This is a genomic window from Stenotrophomonas sp. Steno-Z1 (assembly GCF_056393175.1).
In genome coordinates this window covers 1-18,292 of record NZ_JBWJPB010000014.1, presented here as the reverse complement: position 1 = coordinate 18,292, position 18,292 = coordinate 1, and the positions used below count along the sequence as shown (strand labels likewise).

20 protein-coding genes are annotated in these 18,292 nt (G+C 67.9%); 12 read left to right on the top strand and 8 right to left on the bottom strand.

Features of this window, described 5'->3' with window-relative positions; translation table 11 throughout:
• Nucleotides 1-7: 7 nt before the first annotated feature.
• Genes AC06FD_RS20240 through AC06FD_RS20230 form a run of 3 tightly spaced genes read left to right on the top strand, consistent with a single transcriptional unit; the run spans nt 8 to nt 1,632 of the window.
• A complete protein-coding gene (locus AC06FD_RS20240; protein WP_259210216.1) occupies nt 8-142 on the top strand; it encodes a hypothetical protein in 135 nt (44 codons plus the stop codon).
• Entirely contained in the window at nt 139-735 is a 597-nt protein-coding gene (locus tag AC06FD_RS20235; RefSeq protein WP_259210218.1) for a cytochrome c oxidase assembly protein, read from the top strand. The genes AC06FD_RS20240 and AC06FD_RS20235 overlap by 4 nt, the downstream gene beginning before the upstream one ends.
• Before the next feature lie 21 nt (nt 736-756).
• The gene (locus AC06FD_RS20230) at nt 757-1,632 is read left to right on the top strand and encodes a cytochrome c oxidase subunit 3 (RefSeq protein ID WP_259210220.1); all 876 of its coding nucleotides are present in this window, start codon (nt 757-759) and stop codon (nt 1,630-1,632) included.
• Nucleotides 1,633-1,674: 42 nt separating this feature from the next.
• On the opposite strand, the gene AC06FD_RS20225 is transcribed toward AC06FD_RS20230, so the two are convergent.
• Nucleotides 1,675-1,893, bottom strand: a complete 219-nt coding sequence (locus AC06FD_RS20225; RefSeq protein WP_070208839.1) for a twin transmembrane helix small protein — start codon at nt 1,891-1,893, stop codon at nt 1,675-1,677.
• 57 nt (nt 1,894-1,950) lie between these two features.
• Here AC06FD_RS20225 and AC06FD_RS20220 point away from each other — a divergent pair, with 57 nt between their 5' ends.
• From AC06FD_RS20220 to cyoE, 4 genes are read left to right on the top strand one after another with little or no spacing between them, the layout of a single operon-like run.
• Nucleotides 1,951-2,685 (top strand): SURF1 family protein, encoded by a 735-nt coding sequence (locus AC06FD_RS20220; RefSeq protein ID WP_259210221.1) that lies wholly within the window; start codon nt 1,951-1,953, stop codon nt 2,683-2,685.
• Between the two features lie 18 nt (nt 2,686-2,703).
• The gene (locus AC06FD_RS20215) at nt 2,704-3,288 is read left to right on the top strand and encodes a hypothetical protein (RefSeq protein ID WP_478078721.1); all 585 of its coding nucleotides are present in this window, start codon (nt 2,704-2,706) and stop codon (nt 3,286-3,288) included.
• Nucleotides 3,289-3,299: 11 nt separating this feature from the next.
• Nucleotides 3,300-4,508, top strand: coding sequence for a COX15/CtaA family protein (locus tag AC06FD_RS20210; protein ID WP_259210223.1), 1,209 nt, complete (start codon nt 3,300-3,302; stop codon nt 4,506-4,508).
• Between the two features lie 4 nt (nt 4,509-4,512).
• The gene (cyoE, locus tag AC06FD_RS20205; RefSeq protein WP_259210224.1) at nt 4,513-5,403 is read left to right on the top strand and encodes a heme o synthase; all 891 of its coding nucleotides are present in this window, start codon (nt 4,513-4,515) and stop codon (nt 5,401-5,403) included.
• A 223-nt stretch (nt 5,404-5,626) separates the two neighbouring features.
• Here the strand turns inward: cyoE and AC06FD_RS20200 are convergent, their stop codons facing one another.
• The 6 genes from AC06FD_RS20200 to rpsU all read right to left on the bottom strand — a co-directional run bounded on the left by AC06FD_RS20200 (nt 5,627) and on the right by rpsU (nt 10,931).
• Nucleotides 5,627-6,625 (bottom strand): bile acid:sodium symporter family protein, encoded by a 999-nt coding sequence (locus tag AC06FD_RS20200; RefSeq protein ID WP_478078720.1) that lies wholly within the window; start codon nt 6,623-6,625, stop codon nt 5,627-5,629.
• 52 nt (nt 6,626-6,677) lie between these two features.
• Nucleotides 6,678-7,208, bottom strand: a complete 531-nt coding sequence (locus tag AC06FD_RS20195) for a protein tyrosine phosphatase family protein (RefSeq protein WP_478078719.1) — start codon at nt 7,206-7,208, stop codon at nt 6,678-6,680.
• A gap of 14 nt (nt 7,209-7,222) precedes the next feature.
• The gene (gene dnaG / locus AC06FD_RS20190) at nt 7,223-8,953 is read right to left on the bottom strand and encodes a DNA primase (protein WP_259210228.1); all 1,731 of its coding nucleotides are present in this window, start codon (nt 8,951-8,953) and stop codon (nt 7,223-7,225) included.
• A 63-nt stretch (nt 8,954-9,016) separates the two neighbouring features.
• Nucleotides 9,017-9,973 (bottom strand): YihY/virulence factor BrkB family protein, encoded by a 957-nt coding sequence (locus AC06FD_RS20185; RefSeq protein ID WP_449336078.1) that lies wholly within the window; start codon nt 9,971-9,973, stop codon nt 9,017-9,019.
• Nucleotides 9,974-10,132: 159 nt separating this feature from the next.
• Complete coding sequence (locus AC06FD_RS20180; protein WP_259210229.1) at nt 10,133-10,579, bottom strand: GatB/YqeY domain-containing protein; 447 nt, start codon at nt 10,577-10,579, stop codon at nt 10,133-10,135.
• Between the two features lie 136 nt (nt 10,580-10,715).
• Nucleotides 10,716-10,931, bottom strand: a complete 216-nt coding sequence (gene rpsU / locus AC06FD_RS20175; protein WP_002808376.1) for a 30S ribosomal protein S21 — start codon at nt 10,929-10,931, stop codon at nt 10,716-10,718.
• A gap of 166 nt (nt 10,932-11,097) precedes the next feature.
• Here rpsU and tsaD point away from each other — a divergent pair, with 166 nt between their 5' ends.
• Nucleotides 11,098-12,123 (top strand): tRNA (adenosine(37)-N6)-threonylcarbamoyltransferase complex transferase subunit TsaD, encoded by a 1,026-nt coding sequence (gene tsaD, locus AC06FD_RS20170; RefSeq protein WP_394164881.1) that lies wholly within the window; start codon nt 11,098-11,100, stop codon nt 12,121-12,123.
• A 12-nt stretch (nt 12,124-12,135) separates the two neighbouring features.
• Here tsaD and AC06FD_RS20165 read toward each other — a convergent pair whose 3' ends face one another.
• Nucleotides 12,136-12,792, bottom strand: a complete 657-nt coding sequence (locus tag AC06FD_RS20165) for a hypothetical protein (protein WP_478078718.1) — start codon at nt 12,790-12,792, stop codon at nt 12,136-12,138.
• A 399-nt stretch (nt 12,793-13,191) separates the two neighbouring features.
• Here AC06FD_RS20165 and folB point away from each other — a divergent pair, with 399 nt between their 5' ends.
• The 4 genes from folB to AC06FD_RS20145 all read left to right on the top strand — a co-directional run.
• Nucleotides 13,192-13,560, top strand: a complete 369-nt coding sequence (gene folB / locus AC06FD_RS20160; protein WP_259210232.1) for a dihydroneopterin aldolase — start codon at nt 13,192-13,194, stop codon at nt 13,558-13,560.
• Between the two features lie 27 nt (nt 13,561-13,587).
• Nucleotides 13,588-14,865: a mechanosensitive ion channel family protein gene (locus AC06FD_RS20155; RefSeq protein ID WP_394164883.1), complete on the top strand. Its 1,278-nt coding sequence runs from the start codon at nt 13,588-13,590 to the stop codon at nt 14,863-14,865.
• Nucleotides 14,866-15,002: 137 nt separating this feature from the next.
• Nucleotides 15,003-17,177 carry a glycoside hydrolase family 3 N-terminal domain-containing protein gene (locus AC06FD_RS20150; RefSeq protein ID WP_478078717.1) on the top strand — a complete coding sequence of 725 codons (2,175 nt, stop codon included), beginning with the start codon at nt 15,003-15,005 and terminating at the stop codon, nt 17,175-17,177.
• A gap of 510 nt (nt 17,178-17,687) precedes the next feature.
• Nucleotides 17,688-18,292, top strand: a 605-nt coding sequence (locus tag AC06FD_RS20145; protein ID WP_478078716.1) for a hypothetical protein, incomplete at its 3' end; no start/stop codon positions are given.

Below are 18,292 nucleotides of genomic sequence, written 5' to 3'. Positions count from 1 at the left end.
GGCGACCATGGACAGCCATCCTGACATTGCCGAGGTACAGGCCCTGCAACGCCGCCGCGCACAGCGCACCGCCTGGAAGGTGGGGCTGGTGGCGGTGGCGGTGTACGTGGGCTTCATCCTCAGCGGGGTGATCGGGCGATGAGCGCAGACCGCCCGGTCGCCCCCGCGCGCACGGCGGGCCTGCCCCGCCTGATCGGGGTGGCGCTGGCGGTGTTCGTGCTGACCTTCTCGCTGGTGCCGTTGTATCGGATCGCCTGCGAGAAGGTGTTCGGGGTGCGGCTGGAGCGTGGTCCGGGCGCAGCGGCCGGCGGCGCGGTCGCCACCGGCAAGCGCACCGTGCGGGTGGAATTCGATGGCGGCGTCAACTCCAAGCTGCCCTGGGCCTTCCACCCCGAACAGCTGACCATGGACGTGGTGCCCGGCGAGCTCAACGAGGCGCTGTACTTCGCGCGCAACGACAGCGACCGCGCGCTGGTCGGCAGCGCGGTGCCCTCGGTGGCACCGGCCAAGGCCTCGGGCTATTTCAGCAAGACCGAGTGCTTCTGTTTCACCGCGCAGACCCTGCAGGCGGGCGAGAAGCGCGACATGCCGGTGCGTTTCATCGTCGATCCCGACCTGCCGGCCAACATCAAGACGATCACCCTGTCCTACACCTTCTACAAGAACGACGCGCTGTCCGCGCAGCTGCCTGCCGCCGCCGCGGCGGTCCCGGCCAACGCGCACGCCGCTCCCTGATACGCACCGGATCCTGAGACCATGGCCCAGCAAAATCCCGATGCCACCGTGTATTTCGTGCCCACGCACAGCAAATGGCCGTTCATCGGTTCCATTGCGATGATGGTGACCATGGTCGGCGTGGCCAGTTGGCTCAACGATTCCAGTTGGGGCAAGTGGACCTTCTATACCGGCATCGCGATGCTGGTGCTGACCCTGTTCTGGTGGTTCAGCGACGTGGTGCGCGAATCCCAGGCCGGCAGCTACAACCGCCAGGTCGACGGCTCGTTCCGCATGGGCATGGTCTGGTTCATCTTCTCCGAAGTGATGTTCTTCGGTGCGTTCTTCGGGGCGCTCTTCTACACCCGCAACCTGGGTCTGCCGTGGCTGGGCGGCGAGGGCGACCGGGTGATGACCAACGAGCTGTTGTGGACCGGCTATTCGGCGGCATGGCCGACCAACGGCCCCGGCGCGATCGGTGGCCACTTCCAGACCATCCCCGCGTGGGGGCTGCCGCTGATCAACACCCTGATCCTGCTCACCTCCGGTGTCACCCTCACCATCGCCCACCATGCGCTCAAGGCCGGGCATCGCCGTCAGCTGCTGGTCTGGCTGGGGCTGACGGTGGCACTCGGCGTGTTCTTCCTGACCCTGCAGGCCGAGGAATACATCCACGCCTACAAGGAACTCAACCTCACCCTGGGCTCGGGCATCTACGGCTCGACGTTCTTCATGCTCACCGGCTTCCACGGCGCGCACGTGCTGCTCGGCACGATCATGCTGGGCGTCATGTGGCTGCGCTCGGCCAAGGGGCACTTCACCCGCGACAACCATTTCGGCTTCGAAGCGGCCGCGTGGTACTGGCACTTCGTCGACGTGGTGTGGCTGATGCTGTTCCTGTTCGTCTACGTGCTGTAGCGTCGGCGCGACACCGCGTGCCGCACCGACGTGGGTGCGGTTTCAGCCGCCGATGCCGTGGGGTTTGATCCAGCCGGTGTAGATGCCGATGGCCACCAGCGCGATCAGTGCCACCGACACCGCGATGCGGCGGGTGAGCGCGTTGACGGTGCGCTTGGTCTGGCCGCGATCGACCAGCAGGTAATACAGCCCGGCGCCCAGATTCCAGACGATGACGATCAGAAACGCGATTACCAGCAGGGTCTTCAACGAATCATTCATGCGCGGCTCGATGGCGGGGCGGGTACGCCTATATCACCGCGTTTGGTCGCCGTTGTCATGATGCGCAAGCACACACGCCTGATCGCCTGGGTGGCCGCGCTGCTGGTGATCGTCGGTTTCTGCCAGCTGGGGCGCTGGCAACTGCAGCGCATGCACGAAAAACAGGCCCTGCTCGACCAGCAGGTCCCCGCGCGTGTGCAGGCGCTGCGCCTTGCCGAGGCGCTGGCGGCACCGCTGCGGCTGCGTTGGGTGGAGGACCGCGGCCGTTACCTGCCGGGCACCGTGCTGCTGGATAACCAGACCCGCGCCGGGCGCGCCGGCTTCAAGCTGTACCAGCCGTTCCTGAGCGAAGACGGGGCGCGCGTGCTGGTCGACCTGGGCTGGCAGCCGATGCCGCCGGACCGGGTGCTGCCCCGCCTGCACGTACCGCAGGGGCCGGCCCGCATCGCCGGGCTGCTGGCGCCGCCACCGGCCAGCGGCATCGCGCTGGGCCCGGCGCTGGCCACCACCCCGCAGGCCGGCGTGTGGCTGGCCAACCGCCTGCCACCGGACGAGGTGGCGCGCGCGCTCGGCTTGCCGCCGCGCAGCCTGCCCGAGCGGGTGCTGCGGCTGGACCCGGCGCTGCCCGGCGGCTATGCGCGCGACCTCGACCTGCTGCCCAACACGCTGCCGCCCAGCCGCCATCTCGGCTATGCGGTGCAATGGTTCGCGCTGGCGTTGACCGTCCTGGTGGTCGCGCTGGTCCTGGAATTCCGCCTGCGTCGCCGCCCTGCCGCCGGTTCCCGGCGCTGAGCGTCCCAACATGAGAAAATGCCGCCCATGAATGCCACTTCCCAGGATCGGCTGCCCTCGCGCTCACGCGGCCGCTGGACGTTGATCGCCTTGTTCGCGCTGTTCTTCGGCGCAATGGCCCTGGCCGGCGTGCTGCGCTTCTCCGGCTGGCAGCCCACCGCGCACCGCAACGCCGGGCAGCTGCTGCAACCGCCGGTCGATCTGCGCCAGCGCCCGCCGCTGCTCGCCGACGGCCAGGTCTATCCGTGGAACCCCGACGCGCGCACCTGGCGCATCCTGGTGGCGCCGTCTGCAGGCTGTACGAGCGAGTGCGTCACTTTGTCGCAGGGATTGGGCCAGGTGTGGCAGCTGTTCGGGCATAACGCCGATAATGTCGAGATCCTGTGGCTGGGCACGCCGCCGGCCGAGGTCCAGGGCTTGCCCGCATTGCGCGCGCTGCGCGACCAACCGGCCCTGCGTTCCGCCCTTCCCGCCGTGGATGACGCCGCCGGCACGCCGGTGTATGTGATCGACCCCAACGGTTTCGTGATCATGCGCTACGCACCGGGATTCGATATGGCCGGTCTGCGCAAAGACCTGGCCACGCTGCTGAAACTGAAGTGAGTTCCGTTTAGATGAGCCTTTCCGCACGCCCGGTGCTGCACCGCAATTTCCACCGTCTGGCGTGGTTTGCGCTGATCATGACCGCCAGCACGATCATGTTCGGTTCGTTCGTGCGCCTGTCCGATGCGGGCCTGAGCTGCCCGGACTGGCCGACCTGCTATGGCCGGGTCACCTGGCCGCAGCATGCCGCCGACGTGGTGGGCCACGAGGCCGCCAAGATCCGGCCGCTGGAAACGCACAAGGCCTGGCGCGAGCAGGTCCACCGCTTCCTGGCTGGCGCGCTCGGCATCGAGATCCTCACCCTGGCGCTGCTGGCCACGCGTCGTCGCCGCTGGGGCAGCACCGCGGTGGTGACCGCATGCGTGCTGGTGGCCACCGGCATACCGCTGTACATGATGGGCATGCACGTACCGGCCAGCATCCTGGCCATCCTCGGCGAGGCCATCCTGCTGATCGCCGCGCTGCGCTGGAACAACATCGACCTCGCCCGCGCCGCATTGCTGACCCTGGCGGTGGTGATCTTCCAGGCGCTGCTGGGCATGTGGACGGTGACCTGGCTGCTCAAGCCGATCGTGGTGATGGGGCACCTGCTCGGCGGCATGTTGATGTTCAGCCTGCTGGTGTGGATGGCGTGGCGTGCCACGCACATGCCGATCACGCTGGTGGAAGCACCGAAGCTCAAGTGGCTGATCCGGGCCGGCGTGGCCGTGCTGGTGCTGCAGATCGCGCTGGGCGGCTGGGTCAGCGCCAATTACGCCGCGCTGGCCTGCGGCGGTGGCAGTGCGTCGCTGGACAACTTCCCGCGTTGCGTCAGCCAGTGGTGGCCGCAGCATGATTTCAAGGAAGGCTTCACCCTGTGGCGCGGCATCGGCGTGGACTACGAAGGCGGCGTGCTCGATGGTGCCTCGCGGATCGCGATCCAGCTGGCGCACCGGATGATGGCGATCGTGGTGGCGGTGTACCTGCTGTGGCTGTCGGTGCGCCTGTTCAAGCTGCCGAGCATGCGCGGCTGGGCCAGCGCACTGGGCCTGCTGGTGGTGCTGCAGATCACCCTGGGCATCCTCAACGTCAAGTTGGCCGTGCCGCTGGAAGTGGCCGTCGCGCACAGCGGCGGGGCCGTGGCGCTGCTGTTCGTGCTGGTGACGTTGCTGGCACGCCTGCGCGCGCCGGATGCGGACGGCAAGGCCGTCGCCGCGTCGTCCACCGTGCAGGCAGGCTGACGGCATGGCCAGTTACCGTCAGTACTGGGACCTGACCAAGCCGAAGGTCGTCGCCCTGATCGTGTTCACCGCACTGGTCGGGATGTTCCTGGCCATTCCGGGGGTGCCTACCGCGCAGCAGGCCATCGACGGCGCGCTGGGCTTCCTTGGCATCTGGCTGGCCGCCTCGGCCGCCGCGGCGATCAACCAGCTGCTGGACGCGCGCATCGACGCGCAGATGGCGCGCACCTCGTGGCGTCCGTTGGTGGTGGGCAAGGTCAAGCCGTGGCAGGTGCTGGTGTTCGCCGGCATCCTGATCGCGTTGTCGATGACGATCCTGGTGGTCTGGGTCAATGTCATCACTGCGGTGCTCACCTTCGCCTCGCTTATCGGTTACGCGGTGATCTACACCGTGTACCTCAAGCGCGCGACCTCGCAGAACATCGTCATCGGCGGCCTCGCCGGTGCCACCCCGCCGTTGCTCGGCTGGGCGGCGATCACGGGGATGCAGGGCCCGTGGGACTGGGCCTATGCGTCGCTGCTGGTGCTGATCATCTTCATCTGGACCCCGCCGCATTTCTGGGCACTGGCGATCTTCCGCCGCGAGGATTACGCCAAGGCGGAAATCCCGATGCTGCCGGTCACCCACGGCGTGGCGTATACCCGCAAGTCGATCATGGTGTATTCGATCGCGCTGGCCGTGGTGAGCATTCTGCCGGTGGTACTCGGCATGAGCGGCGTGTTCTACCTCGGCGGGGCGATCGTGCTCAACGCGGTGTTCCTCTGGTACGCGTGGCGCATGCTCAACCCGCCGGACGAACTGTTCTCGATGAAGATGTTCGGCTACTCCATCTTTTACCTGATGGCGCTGTTCGCCTTCCTGATGGTGGACCACTGGATGCTGCCCTGGTTGTAAGCGACAGGCGGCGGGCGATGGGGTGATGCATCGCGCAGGCGCTTGCAAGCACCTGACGGTGTCATCGCGCGACGGACGCCATCGCCGGTACGGCACCCGCCTTGGTTGGCTGGAACGGTATTCATCGGAGCAGCAGGCGCACACCCTGGCGCGAGTCAGGCCGAGGCCACGTCCACAAGCGGCGCACAGTTCAGTCCGGACCGATGACCGGCGCGCCAGCGTGTCAGTCTCGACCGATGTCCGGGGCCGGCGCGATTGGATCACGCGCATACCGCTGGGCGATCATCGCGCAGACGATGAGCTGGATCTGGTGGTAGATCATGATCGGCAACACGATCGCGCCCAGGCTGCCGCCAGCGAACAACACCTTGGCGATCGGAACGCCCGTGGCGAGGCTCTTCTTGGACCCGCAGAACAGGATGGTGATCTCGTCTTCGCGGTCGAAGTCCAGCCGGCGTGCGATGAAGCGGATCAGCGGCATCGCGATGCCGAGCAGGACGGCGGCCACGACCGCCACGGTCAGCAGCGACAGCAGCGGCGTCTTGCTCCACAGGCCTTCGCTGACGGCCTCGCCGAACGCCGAATACACCACCAGCAGGATGGTGGCCTGGTCGGTGTAGCGCAGCAGCGCGCGCTGGCGCTCCACCCAGCCGGCAATCCATGGGCGCAACAGGTGGCCGGCCACGAATGGCACCAGCAGCTGCAGCATGATGCTGACGATGGCCTGCACCGGGTTGTGCATGCCGCCCTCGGTGCCGGCCAGCAGGGCCAACAGCAGCGGGGTGAGGAACACGCCGAGGATGCTCGACAGCGAGGCGCTGCAGACCGCCGCCGGGACGTTGCCGCGCGCCATCGAGGTGAAGGCGATGGACGACTGCACGGTGGACGGCAGCGCGCACAGGAACAGCACTCCGATGTACAGCTCGGGCGTGAGCAGCCAGCCATCCAGTGGTTTGAACAGCAGCCCCAGCAGCGGGAACAGCACAAAGGTGCAGGCCAGGATGGTCAGGTGCAGGCGCCAGTGCAGGACGCCGGCCACGATCGACTCACGCGGCAGGCGCGCGCCGTGCAGGAAGAACAGCGCGGCGATGGCCACGTCGGTGACGTCGTCGAGCACCATCGCCGCCGCGCCGTGCATCGGCAGGAGGGAGGCCAGCAGCACGGTGCCGAGCAGGGCGAGGGTGAAGTTGTCCGGTCGCAGGCGCGACCACCAGGGCTTCATGCGCGGCATGCTCCTGTCATGGGGGGAAAGGAATGCGGGAACGCGCGCGGGCTCAACGCGCGCCGGCCTGTTCGATGCGCGCGCGGGTGGGCGCCTCCAGCGAGGTCATGCCGGCCTTGCGGCCGAATTCCAGGGCCTGGTCCAGCGAAGCTCCCTGGCGTGCCTGCAGCAGCGCCAGCAAGGCACCGGCGCGGTTGCCGGAGGCGCAGTGCACCAGCACCGGTCCCTGGCTGTTCTCCAGCACGGCGTGGAGTGCGCGTGCGTTGGCCTCGGTGAGGCCGGCGGCGCCGGCCACCGGGATGCGCACGTAGCGCAGGCCCAGCCGTTCGGCGGCAGTGGTCTCATCGAAACCCCGATCTTCCTCGGGCTGACGCAGGTCGATCACGGTGCGCACGCCGGCGTCGGCGGCCTGGTGCAGCTGCGCGGCGCTGGGCTGGCCCGCGCTGTAGAGCTGGGGGCGTGGCTGCGCGAAGGGCAGCTCGCTGGCCCAAGCGCACGGGGCCAGCGCGATCAGGGTGGCCAGCGTGCCACGCAACAGGCAGCGGGCGAACGCTGCGACGGGATTCACGGTGGGAAGCGCCATGGCGGCTCCGTCAGTCAGAAGCGGAGGGTGCTGCGCGCCTTCAGCAGTTCACGCAGCTCGTACTTGTCAGTATCGTCCAGACCCTGCTGGCCCTGCTTTGCCTGAAGCTCGTCAAGGCGTTGCATCAACAGCTGTTTTTCCAGCTGGGCCACGGCATCGTGCAGTTCCTGGGTCCACATCGCCTCGTCGCCAGGCAAGGTCTGCGCGGCCAGTTTGTGCAGCGACTCCTGTTCTTCGCGGCCCTCGAAGTGCTCCAGCAGCGCGCCGGTGCTGATGTCCGGGCGCTGCTCCACCAGGCCCAGCAACTCCAGCAGCAGCTCGATGCCGGGCAGGCGCAGGCCGTTGAAGTGATGCCCTTCCAGGGTCATCGCCAACGACGGCTGCTGCAGCAGGATCGCGATCGCCGCGCGCACCAGGCTGCGCCGCTGGGTGGGCGCGACCGCGCGCGAGGGCGGGCGCGAGGGCTGTGCAGCGGCGCTGGGCTTGGCACCCAGCCCGGTCAGCGTGGTCAGCTGTTGCTTCATCAGGTCGCCAAAGGCGCCATCGGGGATCTGCGCCAGCATCGGCTTGGCCCGCTCGGCCAGCCGCGCCTTGCCATCCAGCGTGGCCATGTTGACCTCGCGGGTGAGCTCGTCGAAGAAGAACTGCGACAGCGGGGTGGCCTGCTGCAGGCGCGCATCGAAGGCCTCGCGGCCCTCCTTGCGCACGATGGTGTCGGGGTCTTCGCCATCGGGCAGGAACAGGAAGAACGCCTGGCGGCCGTCCTTCATGCGCGGCAGCACCGACTCCAGCGCGCGCCAGCCTGCACGGCGGCCAGCGGCGTCACCGTCGAAGCAGAAGAACACGTCCGGCGCATTGCGGAACAGCAGCTCGGCGTGGTCCGGCGTGGTGGCCGTGCCCAGCGTGGCCACCGCCTGGGTGACCCCGTACTGGAACAGCGAGACCACGTCCATGTAGCCTTCGACCACGATCAGCCGCTCGATCTTCTGGTTGGCCTGGCGCACCTGCCACAGGCCGTACAGTTCGCGGCCCTTGTGGAACAGCGCGGTCTCGGGCGAGTTGAGGTACTTGGGGCCGTCATCCTTCTCCATGACCCGGCCGCCGTAGGCGATCACCCGGCCGCGGCGGTCGAAGATCGGGAACATCACCCGGTCGCGGAACTTGTCGTAGACGTGGCCGCGATCGTTCTTGGAAAACAGCCCGGCGCGGTCCAGCAGCTTCATGCGCCGCTCGTCCTTGCCCAGCGCATCCTTCAGTGCGCTGTAGCCGTCAGGCGCGTAGCCGATCGCAAAGCGGGTACGGTTTTCTTCGTCCACGCCACGCTGGTCGAGGTAGGCGCGGGCCTTGTCGCTGCCTTCCAGCGACTTCTGGAAAAAGCGCGTGGCCGCATCCAGCGCCGAGTACAGCTCGCGGCTGTCGTCCTGCTGCTGGGCGGTGCGCGGCTGGGTGTCGCGCGGCACTTCCATGCCCACGCGCTTGGCCAGTTCGTCGACCGCGTCGAGGAACTCGAGGCGGTCGTAATTCATCAGGAAGCTGATCGCGGTGCCATGCGCGCCGCAGCCGAAGCAGTGGTAGAACTGCTTGGTGGGCGAGACCGTGAACGAGGCCGAGCGCTCGTCATGGAACGGGCAGCGCGCGGCGTACTCCTTGCCCTGGCGCTTCAACGGCACGCGGCTGCCCACCACCTCGACGATGTCGGAGCGGGCCAGCAGGTCGTCGATGAATGCGTCGGGGATACGGGCCATGGGCAGCAGGCAGGGGCATGGCCGGCGACGGCCACGCGCGGAAGCGGGGGTCGGACTAGTCTACTAGCTGCCGGTCGCTTCGCCCGGTTTCGGCTCGGGGATCCCGGCCACGGCCAGGTGGTGACGCGCGCGCAGGCGCTCGTCGATCACTGCCGTCATCAGCGCGCCCACGAAGAACACCACGGTGGCGTAGTAGATCCACACCAGCGAGATCACCAGCGCGCCCATCGAGCCGTACGCGCTGCCCGGGGCGACGGTGGCGATGTACAGGCCGATGGCGTAGCGGCCCAGCGCGAACAACGCCGAGGTGATCGCCCCGCCGATGAACGCCTGGCGCCACGCGACGCGGCGGTCGGGCAGGTAGTGGTAGAGGAAGGCGAAGCCCACCGTATACAGCGCCAGGCTGGTCAGGTAGCCCACCGCCGGCAGCACCGAGGGCAGCTGTGCGAAGGCGACCTGCAGCATGGTGGTGGCGGTCATCGACAGGATCAGCAGGAAGCCCAGCGCCAGCACCACGCCGAACGAGAACACGCGCTTGCGCAGCCAGGCCACGAGGCCGTCGAGGCGCTCGCCACTGGTGTTGAAGATCAGGTTCAGCGCGTTCTGCAACTGGGCAAACACCGCCGTGGCGCCGATGAACAACAACAGGGTGCTCCACACGCCGGCCAGCGAACCCACATCGGGCTGGTTGTCGGCGTTCTTGAGCACGGTGTCGGCGACGGTGGCGGCACTGCTGCCGGCCACGTCGTTGATCTGCGTGATCAGGGCCTGCTGCGCGGGCGGGTACAGCGAGGCCGTCAGCCACAGCAGCAGCACCAGCAACGGCGCCATCGAGAGCAGGGCGTAGAAGGAGACCGAGGCGGCCTGGGTGAGCACGTCGATATCGACGAAGCGCTTGCCCACGGCCATCGGGAAGCTGCGTTGCAGCCGGTCGACGTACTTGTGCAGGCGTTGCGGCACGCCGGCGTGGGCGGGCGTGGGAGCGGCGTCGGGAGCGGGGGCGGGCGGCAGTGAAGACATGCCACCGATTTTTGCAGGCGTGGGTCGAAGGCGGGGTGAAGCGGGGCGTGCGTCGATGCACCACCACCCACGCACGGTGCCTGCCGCAATGCCGGCGGTGCCGGATGTTGGCGCATCCGGCCGGGCAGGTAGCGACCGTGGGTCGCTACCCGGCGCCGATCACCCGGCCAGTTGCTGCTTGACCAGCTTGGATACCAGGCCCATGTCGGCCTGGCCGGCAAGCTTGGGCTTGAGTGCACCCATCAGCTTGCCGATGTCGGCGGGGCTGGCTGCGCCGGTTTCGGCGATGGCGGCCTGGATGGCGGCCACGATCTCGGCTTCGCCCAGCTTGGTCGGCAGGTACTGGTCGATGACCAGGATTTCCTCGCGCTCGATGACCGCCAGGTCTTCGCGGTTGGCCGCTTCGAACTGGCTGACCGAATCCTTGCGCTGCTTGACCATCTTTTCCAGCACGGCCAGTACGGCGGCGTCGTCCAGCTCGATGCGCTCGTCCACTTCCTTGCGCTTGATATCGGCCAGCATCAGGCGGATCACGCCCAGGCGGTGCTTCTCGCCGGCCTTCATGGCCGCCTTCATGTCATCGGTGAGCTGCTGTTTCAGGCTCATGGAACACCTCGTATCGGTCAAAAGTGCGGGACGGACGCCAGAACGACTGGAACGCAAAAAGCCGGTAACGCTCGCGCGTTCCGGCTTCGGCTCCGCCGCGACAGACACAGGGCCTGCCGCATCGAAGTTGCGTAGATCAGTACAGGCGCTGACGCTTGGTGACGTCGCGCGAGGAGCGACGCAGCTGACGCTTCACAGCAGCAGCAGCCTTACGCTTGCGCTCCTGGGTCGGCTTTTCGTAGAACTCGCGCTTGCGGGTTTCGGCCAGCACGCCGGCCTTTTCGCAGGTGCGCTTGAAGCGACGGAGCGCAAACTCGAAGGGCTCGTTCTCGCGGACTTTAACGCTGGGCATGGAATCTCCGGGACACAGTAGAACCGGGTCACGCCCGGTGAGAGCCGCACATTATAGCGGCGACAAAAGAAGTTGCAACCCACCCCGGCGAACTTCTTGGCCACAGGTGGTGTCGGGTGGGCTGGCGGTAACGCTGCCGGGGCCTCAGCGGTCCATAATACCCGGTATGCGAGTCCTTGGTATCGAATCTTCCTGCGATGAGACCGGCGTGGCGGTGTACGACACCGCCCTGGCCGGCCCGGACGCCCTGCGCGCCCATGCGGTCTACAGCCAGATCGCCCTTCACGCCGAGTACGGCGGGGTGGTGCCTGAACTGGCCAGCCGCGACCACGTGCGCAAGCTGCTGCCGCTGATCCGGCAGACCCTGGCCGAGGCCGGGATGGACGTGGCCGACATCGACGGGGTGGCCTACACGGCCGGCCCCGGCCTGGTCGGGGCGTTGCTGGTGGGCGCGGGCGTGGCCCGTTCGCTGGCCTGGGCGCTGGAGGTGCCGGCGGTCGGCGTACATCATATGGAGGGGCACCTGCTGGCCCCGCTGATGGAAGACGACCCGCCGCAGGCACCGTTCGTCGCCCTGCTGGTGTCTGGCGGTCACACCCAACTGGTGGCCGTGGACCGGATCGGCCAGTACCGCCTGCTTGGCGAGACCCTGGACGACGCGGCGGGCGAGGCCTTCGACAAGACCGCCAAGCTGATGGGCCTGCCGTACCCGGGCGGGCCGCAGTTGGCTGCGCTGGCCGAGCGCGGCACCCCGGGGCGATTCAAGTTCACCCGCCCCATGACCGACCGCCCGGGGCTGGATTTCAGCTTCTCCGGCCTGAAGACCCAGGTGCTGCTGGCCTGGCGCGATAGCGACCAGAGCGAGCAGACCCGGGCCGACATCGCCCGTGGCTTTGAAGACGCGGTGGTCGATACCCTGGCGATCAAGTGCGAGCGCGCGCTGGATGCGGCCGGCACCGATGTGATCGTGGTGGCCGGCGGCGTGGGCGCCAACAAGCGCCTGCGCGCCAAGCTGCAGCAGATGGCCGCCCGCCGCGGCGGCCGCGCCTGCTTCCCGCGCCCGTCGCTGTGCACCGACAACGGCGCGATGATCGCCTTCGCCGGCGCGCTGCGCCTGGAGGCCGGCCAGCACACCCCGCCGCAGGTGCAGGTCACCCCGCGCTGGGATATGGCGACGCTGCCGGCGGTGTGAGTACTCCGCCGGTCACGGCGGGCGATTGCGGAGGAGCGGGGTGACGGCCTCATGCCCGGCCATCCAATCGGCGGTGCGTGTACAGCGCAGCGCCACCAGCCGCTGGATGGCGGCGAAATCCTCGTCCAAGGCACGCGCAAAGATGGGTTCATGGTGGGCGATACGGTTGCGCAGCCGCCGGATCTGCTCCAGATCATTGTGTATGCGGGCGCGGGTGACATGCCGGGGCGCAGCCTCGCTGGCGCCGGGAAGTACGGTCCCCATGCATCGTGACCACACCCGGACATCGAAGCGTTGCGTGAACATCTTCTGCCAAAACACGAAGCTGAGCGTGGAGACAACCTGCGCGGTGCCGTGACTGCAGCGTGTGGTCGCGCGTTGCAGTTCACGGCGTGGGTTGTAGCCGCTGCTTGGACTGGGCAGGCTGTCGGCGAAGCCCTGCACCCACGGCCATCGTGGCCCGTGAATCCGGGTCAGTGCATCTGAAACCGCGTTGCGGATGACCACTTCGCCGATATGCAGCGGCACCAGGAAGGCGGCGGAAATACGGGCATTCCACAGATACAGTTCAAGCGGGCTACTACGGGTATCGAGGCGGGCCACAGCGTTCTCGTACGTGCCCATCCGGTCGGCTGACAGCGCCCGCTTCACGGCATCTTCGATCTGCATGGTCATCGCATCCCTGGTCCCTGGAGACGATCGAGGCTACGAGCGTGGCTGGATGCCGGGCATCGGGAATCCGGCCGTTGCGTGATTGTTCTGATTACCGTTTTTCCTCATTCGATTGCCGCGTTCAATTGAGGCGTCGCAAACCACGCGCCCCGTCCCGTTTTGCGTCAACAATGGTTGACGCGGCCGGGTCGGCCCCGTAATTTTCCGCCTGCGCGCCACCGGGACTCGCGGATGGGAATCCCATCTCCCCCCGGGGACAAGAGGTAAGCAAAGGGTCCCGAAAGGGGCCCTTTGTCTTTTCCGCCTCGGGCGCTGCACCAGGGCGCCTGCCCCTGGTTCCCGGCACGTTCCGGGCCGGGCCGTTACCATGTCCGGCATCTTCCACGTGGCATGGCTATGGACAAGGTATTCATCGAAGGGCTCGAGATCGATGCCCTGATCGGCATCTACGACTGGGAACGGCGGATCCGCCAGACCCTGCGTTTCGACCTGGAAATGGGCTTCGACAATCGCCGCCCGGCTGCCAGCGACGACATCGCCGATACGCTCAACTACAAGGCGGTGAGCAAGCGCATCGAGCAGTTCGTGCGCGAGTCCGATTTCGGCCTGGTTGAAACCCTGGCCGAGCGCATCGCCGAGATCGTGCTGCGTGAATTCAAGGTGGAGTGGCTGCGGCTCAAGCTGAGCAAGCCCGGTGCGGTGCGCGGTGCGCGCGCGGTGGGCGTGATCATCGAGCGCAGCGCGCCGTCCCCGGCACACCCCTGACAGCCCCCAAACGGAGATCGATACACGATGTTGAATGCAGTAGTGGCGGTACGTTGGCTGGACGACCTGCAGCGCGCGCTGGAACCCTGGCCGTGGGCCTATACGGGCGCGGTGCTGTGCCTGCTGGCGCTGGCGGCGTGGCTGGCCAATTTCGTCACCAAGAAAATCCTGCTGCGCGGCCTGCGCGGGTTGATCAATCGCCTGCCCGGCGGCGCCGCCCACGGCGGGCGCGGCAGCAACGTGATGCGGGTGGTGTCGCGGTTGTCCAACGTGGTGCCCAGCCAGGTCATCGCCGCCGGCATCACCGTGGTGCCCGACCTGCCGCCGCCGCTGGTGGCCTTCGTCATCGGGGCCTGCCAGGCCTGGGCGATCCTGACCGTGACGCTGGCGATCTCGCACGCGCTGGATGCGGCCAACGACATCTACGAGCGCCGCCCCGACGCACGCAACAAGCCGATCAAGGGCTACCTGCAGGTGGCCAAGATCGTCATCTTCGTCATCGCCGGGCTGTCGATCGTCGCCACCCTGGCCGGCGTGGACCTGCGTTACCTGGTGACCGGCCTGGGCGCGGCCACCGCGGTGCTGATGCTGATCTTCCAGGACACCATCCTGTCGCTGGTGGCCAGCGTGCAGATCAGCGGCGATGGCCGGGTGCGGCTGGGCGACTGGATCGAGATGCCCAGCCAGAACGCCGATGGCGATGTGATCGATATCGCCCTGCACACCATCACCGTGCAGAACTTCGACAAGACCATCACCACCATTCCGACCAAGAAGCTGGTCACCGAGTCGTTCAAGAACTGGCGCGGCATGCAGGAGGCGGGCGGGCGCCGGATCAAGCGCGCGCTGTACCTGGACCAGCACAGCGTGGGGTTCGTGGAGGCGCCGATGCTGGCGCAGCTGGAGCAGTTCGCGGTGCTGGGCGACTACCTGCGCGACAAGCAGGCCGAGCTGCAGCAGTGGAATGCCGGGCTGCAGGCCAAGGGCATGGCGGCGGTCAACGCGCGCCGGGTCACCAACCTGGGTACCTTCCGCGCCTATGTGGAGCGCTACTTGCAGCAGCACCCGGGCATCCATACGGACATGACCTTGCTGGTACGGCAACTGCAGCCGACCACCGAAGGCCTGCCGCTGGAGATCTACTGCTTCACCCGCAGCACCGCCTGGGGTGAGTACGAAGGCGTGCAGTCGGACGTGTTCGACCACCTGCTGGCGATCCTGCCGGCCTTTGGGCTGCGCGTGTTCCAGGCCTCCAGCGATGCCATGTTGATGGCGGGGCAGCAGCGCTTGGCCGCCGCAGAGTAAGCTCCTGAGCCAGCGTCGCGGTGCTCGCGGCGACGGGCGCTTCCCCCGCGGGAAGAAAAATGAACGCCAAAATCATTCACAACGGGTCCGGGAACGCTAGAATCCCGGCCTTGTAAACGTTTTCATAAGGACAGCCGGTGGCCGCCGATCGTATCGAAACCCTCATTGCCCAGATGACCGTCGAAGAAAAAGTCGGCCAGCTGGGTGTGTTCGCCGACATGGTCCGGCCGTTCGCCCCGGACGTGAATCCGGAAGCCAACGTGCTCAACGCCGACCAGGTGCTGCAGCAGGTGCGCGAGGGCAAGGTGGGGTCGCTGTTCAACGGCGTGGGCGTGGAAGCCGGTCGCCGCATCCAGCAGGTCGCGCTGGAAGAAAGCCGCCTGGGCATTCCGGTGATCCTGGCCGCCGATGTCATCCACGGCATGCGCACCGTGTTCCCGATCCCGCTGGGCGAAGCGGCCAGCTTCGAGCCGGACCTGGCCGAGCGCACCGCCCGCGCCACCGCGGTGGAAGCCACTGCTGCCGGTCTGCACTGGACCTACGCGCCGGCGGTGGACATCGCCCGCGACCAGCGCTGGGGCCGTGGTGCCGAGGGCGCCGGTGAAGACGTGGTGCTGGGCTGCCGCTTTGCCGCCGCCCGCGTGCGCGGCTTCCAGGGCCCGGACCTGCGCGCCGCCGATGCGCTGCTGGCCACGCCCAAGCACTTCGCCGCCTACGGCGCGGTGATGGCCGGCATGGAATACAATATGGTCGACATCTCGCCGCAGACCCTGCGCGACGTGCACCTGCCGCCGTTCCAGGCCGCCTTCGACGCCGGCGCACTGACGGTGATGTCCTCCTTCAACGACATCAACGGCGTACCGGCCAGCGCCAACGCCGAACTGCTCACCGACATCCTGCGCGGTGAGTGGAAGTTCCCGGGCGTGGTGATCTCCGACTACACCGCCGACATGGAGCTGGTCGCGCATGGCTATGCCGCCGACGACCGCGATGCCACCGCCAAGGCCTTCACCGCCGGCCTGGACCTGAGCATGCAGAGCGGCTTCTATGCCGAGCACCTGCCGGGCCTGATCGAAAGCGGCGAGGTGCCGATGGCCACGCTGGATGAATCGGTGCGCCGCATCCTGCGCCTGAAGGACGCCATCGGCCTGTTCGACGACCCCTACCGCTCGCTGGACTTGGACCGCGAAGCGTCGACCGCGCATATCGCCGCGCACGACGCACTCTCGCGCGATGCCGCGCGTCGCTCGATCGTGCTGCTCAAGAACACCGACGCGGTGCTGCCGCTGAAGAAGACCGGCCAGAAGATCGCGTTGATCGGCCCGTTCGTGCAGGACCGCGAGAACATCGAGGGCTGCTGGACGCTGTTCGGCGACAAGGCGCGCTACGTGAGCCTGGAAACCGGCGTGCGCGCGGCGATCGGCGATGAGGCGCTGTTGGAAATCGTGCCCGGCTGCGACCTCGAAGCGGCCGTGCAGGATGGCATCGAGCAGGCCGTGGCCGCCGCGCTGCGCGCCGACGTGGTGGTGCTGGCGCTGGGCGAGCCGCAGCGTTACAGCGGCGAAGCGCAGTCGCGCGTGGAAATCACCCTGCCGGCGGCGCAGCAGGCGCTGGCCGAAGCGGTGGCGATGACCGGCAAGCCGCTGGTGGTGCTGCTGCGCAATGGCCGCGCGCTGGCGCTGCAGGGCGCGGTGCGCAACGCGCACGCCGTGGCGATCACCTGGTACCTGGGCACCCAGACCGGCCACGCGGTGGCCGATGTGCTGTTCGGCGATTACAACCCGTCCGGGCGCCTGCCGGTGAGCTTCCCGCAGGTGTCGGGCCAGCAGCCGTTCTTCTACAACCACCCGCGCACCGGTCGCCCGGAGTTGCCGACGATGTCCGAGTTCAAGGCGCGCTGGCGCGAGATCCCGAACGAGGCGCTGTACCCGTTCGGCCATGGCGTGGGCTACACCACCTTCGGCTATGGCGTGCCGCAGCTGAGCAGCCAGACCCTGGGCTGGGACGACAGCCTGACCATCAGCACCACGCTGACCAATACCGGTGCGGTGGCGGGCGAGGAAGTGGTGCAGCTGTACATCCACGACCGCGTGGCCAGCCGCGTGCGGCCGGTGCGCGAGCTGAAGGACTTCCGCAAGGTAGCGCTGCAGCCGGGCCAGAGCACCCAGGTGGTATTCACCCTGGACCGCCACGCGCTGGGCTTCACCGGCCGCGATGGCGTGTTCCGCGCCGAGCCCGGCCAGTTCGAGCTGTGGGTGTGCGCGTCGTCGGCGAGCGGCGAGCCGGTGATCTTCGAGCTGCTGGCCGGCTGAAAGCACGGCGGCGGCCCCGTAGAGCCGACCGTTGGTCGGCTGCTCTTACGTGCCACCGCCCACACTCCAGTCCGCCCTGGATGAACGCAGCCGACCAACGGTCGGCTCTACGCGGTGGCCGTCAATCGTAGAGCCGACCGTTGGTCGGCTGCTCTTACGTGCCACCGCCCACGTTGAAGTCCCCCCTCGATGAACGCAGCCGACCAACGGTCGGCTCTACGCGGCGGCCGTCAACCGTAGAGCCGACCGTTGGTCGGCTGCCTTTACGCGCCACCGCCCACGTTCCAATCCGCCCTCGATGAACGCAGCCGACCAACGGTCGGCTCTACGCGGTAGCCGTCAACGTAGAGCCGACCGTTGGTCGGCTGCTCTTACGCGCCACCGCCCACGTTCCAGTCCCCCCTTCGATGAACGCAGCCGACCAACGGTCGGCGCTACCCGGTGGCCGTCATTGGCGGCTGACAGGGGGGCGGGTACGCTGGCGTCCTTGCGAAACCGATGGAGCCGAGCATGCGTGTGATCCGAATCCTGCTACCTACCCTGTTGCTGGCGGCATGTTCGCAGCCGGCACCGCCGGCGGCTGACGGGGCTGCCCCGGCCACCTCGCCGCCAGCCGCCACGGCCACGCCCAGCGAGGATGCCCCGGTCGCTGGCCTGTCCCCCGATGCGGTAGACGCCACGGCGCCGCCGGCCGCGACCGACCCCCTGCCAGCGACGGAGCCCGCATCAGCGGCGGCCGCTGCGGGGGACATCGATGCCGACACCGATGGCGATGTACGCCAGCGCATCGAGCGCCTGCTCGGCGATGCGCCCCGTTACGAAGCGGTGTTCACGGCCCTGAAGAAGGGCGTGGCTGCGCATGATGCCAAGGCCGTCGCCGCGCTGGCGCTGTATCCGGTGAACGTCAACGTGGGCGGCAAGAAGCGCAAGGTGGCCGATGCCGCCACCTTCGAGCGCGAGTACGACCGCATCATCACCGCCGATATCGCCAAGACCATCGCCGCGCAGACGTTCGAGGGCGTGTTCGTCAACGGGCAGGGGGTGATGCTGGGCAACGGGCAGATCTGGATCAACGGCGTGTGCCCGGCCAATGATTGCAGCCAGGCCAAGGTGGG

Coding starts and splice junctions, on each gene's coding strand:
- rpsU (WP_002808376.1), bottom strand. CDS start 10,931: ATGCCCAGCGTTAAAGTCCGCGAGAACGAGCCCTTCGAGTTTGCGCTC.
- AC06FD_RS20195 (WP_478078719.1), bottom strand. CDS start 7,208: ATGGCGCTTCCCACCGTGAATCCCGTCGCAGCGTTCGCCCGCTGCCTG.
- AC06FD_RS20230 (WP_259210220.1), top strand. CDS start 757: ATGGCCCAGCAAAATCCCGATGCCACCGTGTATTTCGTGCCCACGCAC.
- AC06FD_RS20180 (WP_259210229.1), bottom strand. CDS start 10,579: ATGAGCCTGAAACAGCAGCTCACCGATGACATGAAGGCGGCCATGAAG.
- AC06FD_RS20220 (WP_259210221.1), top strand. CDS start 1,951: ATGATGCGCAAGCACACACGCCTGATCGCCTGGGTGGCCGCGCTGCTG.
- AC06FD_RS20240 (WP_259210216.1), top strand. CDS start 8: ATGGACAGCCATCCTGACATTGCCGAGGTACAGGCCCTGCAACGCCGC.
- folB (WP_259210232.1), top strand. CDS start 13,192: ATGGACAAGGTATTCATCGAAGGGCTCGAGATCGATGCCCTGATCGGC.
- AC06FD_RS20165 (WP_478078718.1), bottom strand. CDS start 12,792: ATGCAGATCGAAGATGCCGTGAAGCGGGCGCTGTCAGCCGACCGGATG.
- AC06FD_RS20155 (WP_394164883.1), top strand. CDS start 13,588: ATGTTGAATGCAGTAGTGGCGGTACGTTGGCTGGACGACCTGCAGCGC.
- AC06FD_RS20200 (WP_478078720.1), bottom strand. CDS start 6,625: ATGAAGCCCTGGTGGTCGCGCCTGCGACCGGACAACTTCACCCTCGCC.
- dnaG (WP_259210228.1), bottom strand. CDS start 8,953: ATGGCCCGTATCCCCGACGCATTCATCGACGACCTGCTGGCCCGCTCC.
- AC06FD_RS20210 (WP_259210223.1), top strand. CDS start 3,300: ATGAGCCTTTCCGCACGCCCGGTGCTGCACCGCAATTTCCACCGTCTG.
- AC06FD_RS20215 (WP_478078721.1), top strand. CDS start 2,704: ATGCCGCCCATGAATGCCACTTCCCAGGATCGGCTGCCCTCGCGCTCA.
- cyoE (WP_259210224.1), top strand. CDS start 4,513: ATGGCCAGTTACCGTCAGTACTGGGACCTGACCAAGCCGAAGGTCGTC.
- AC06FD_RS20235 (WP_259210218.1), top strand. CDS start 139: ATGAGCGCAGACCGCCCGGTCGCCCCCGCGCGCACGGCGGGCCTGCCC.
- tsaD (WP_394164881.1), top strand. CDS start 11,098: ATGCGAGTCCTTGGTATCGAATCTTCCTGCGATGAGACCGGCGTGGCG.
- AC06FD_RS20185 (WP_449336078.1), bottom strand. CDS start 9,973: ATGTCTTCACTGCCGCCCGCCCCCGCTCCCGACGCCGCTCCCACGCCC.
- AC06FD_RS20225 (WP_070208839.1), bottom strand. CDS start 1,893: ATGAATGATTCGTTGAAGACCCTGCTGGTAATCGCGTTTCTGATCGTC.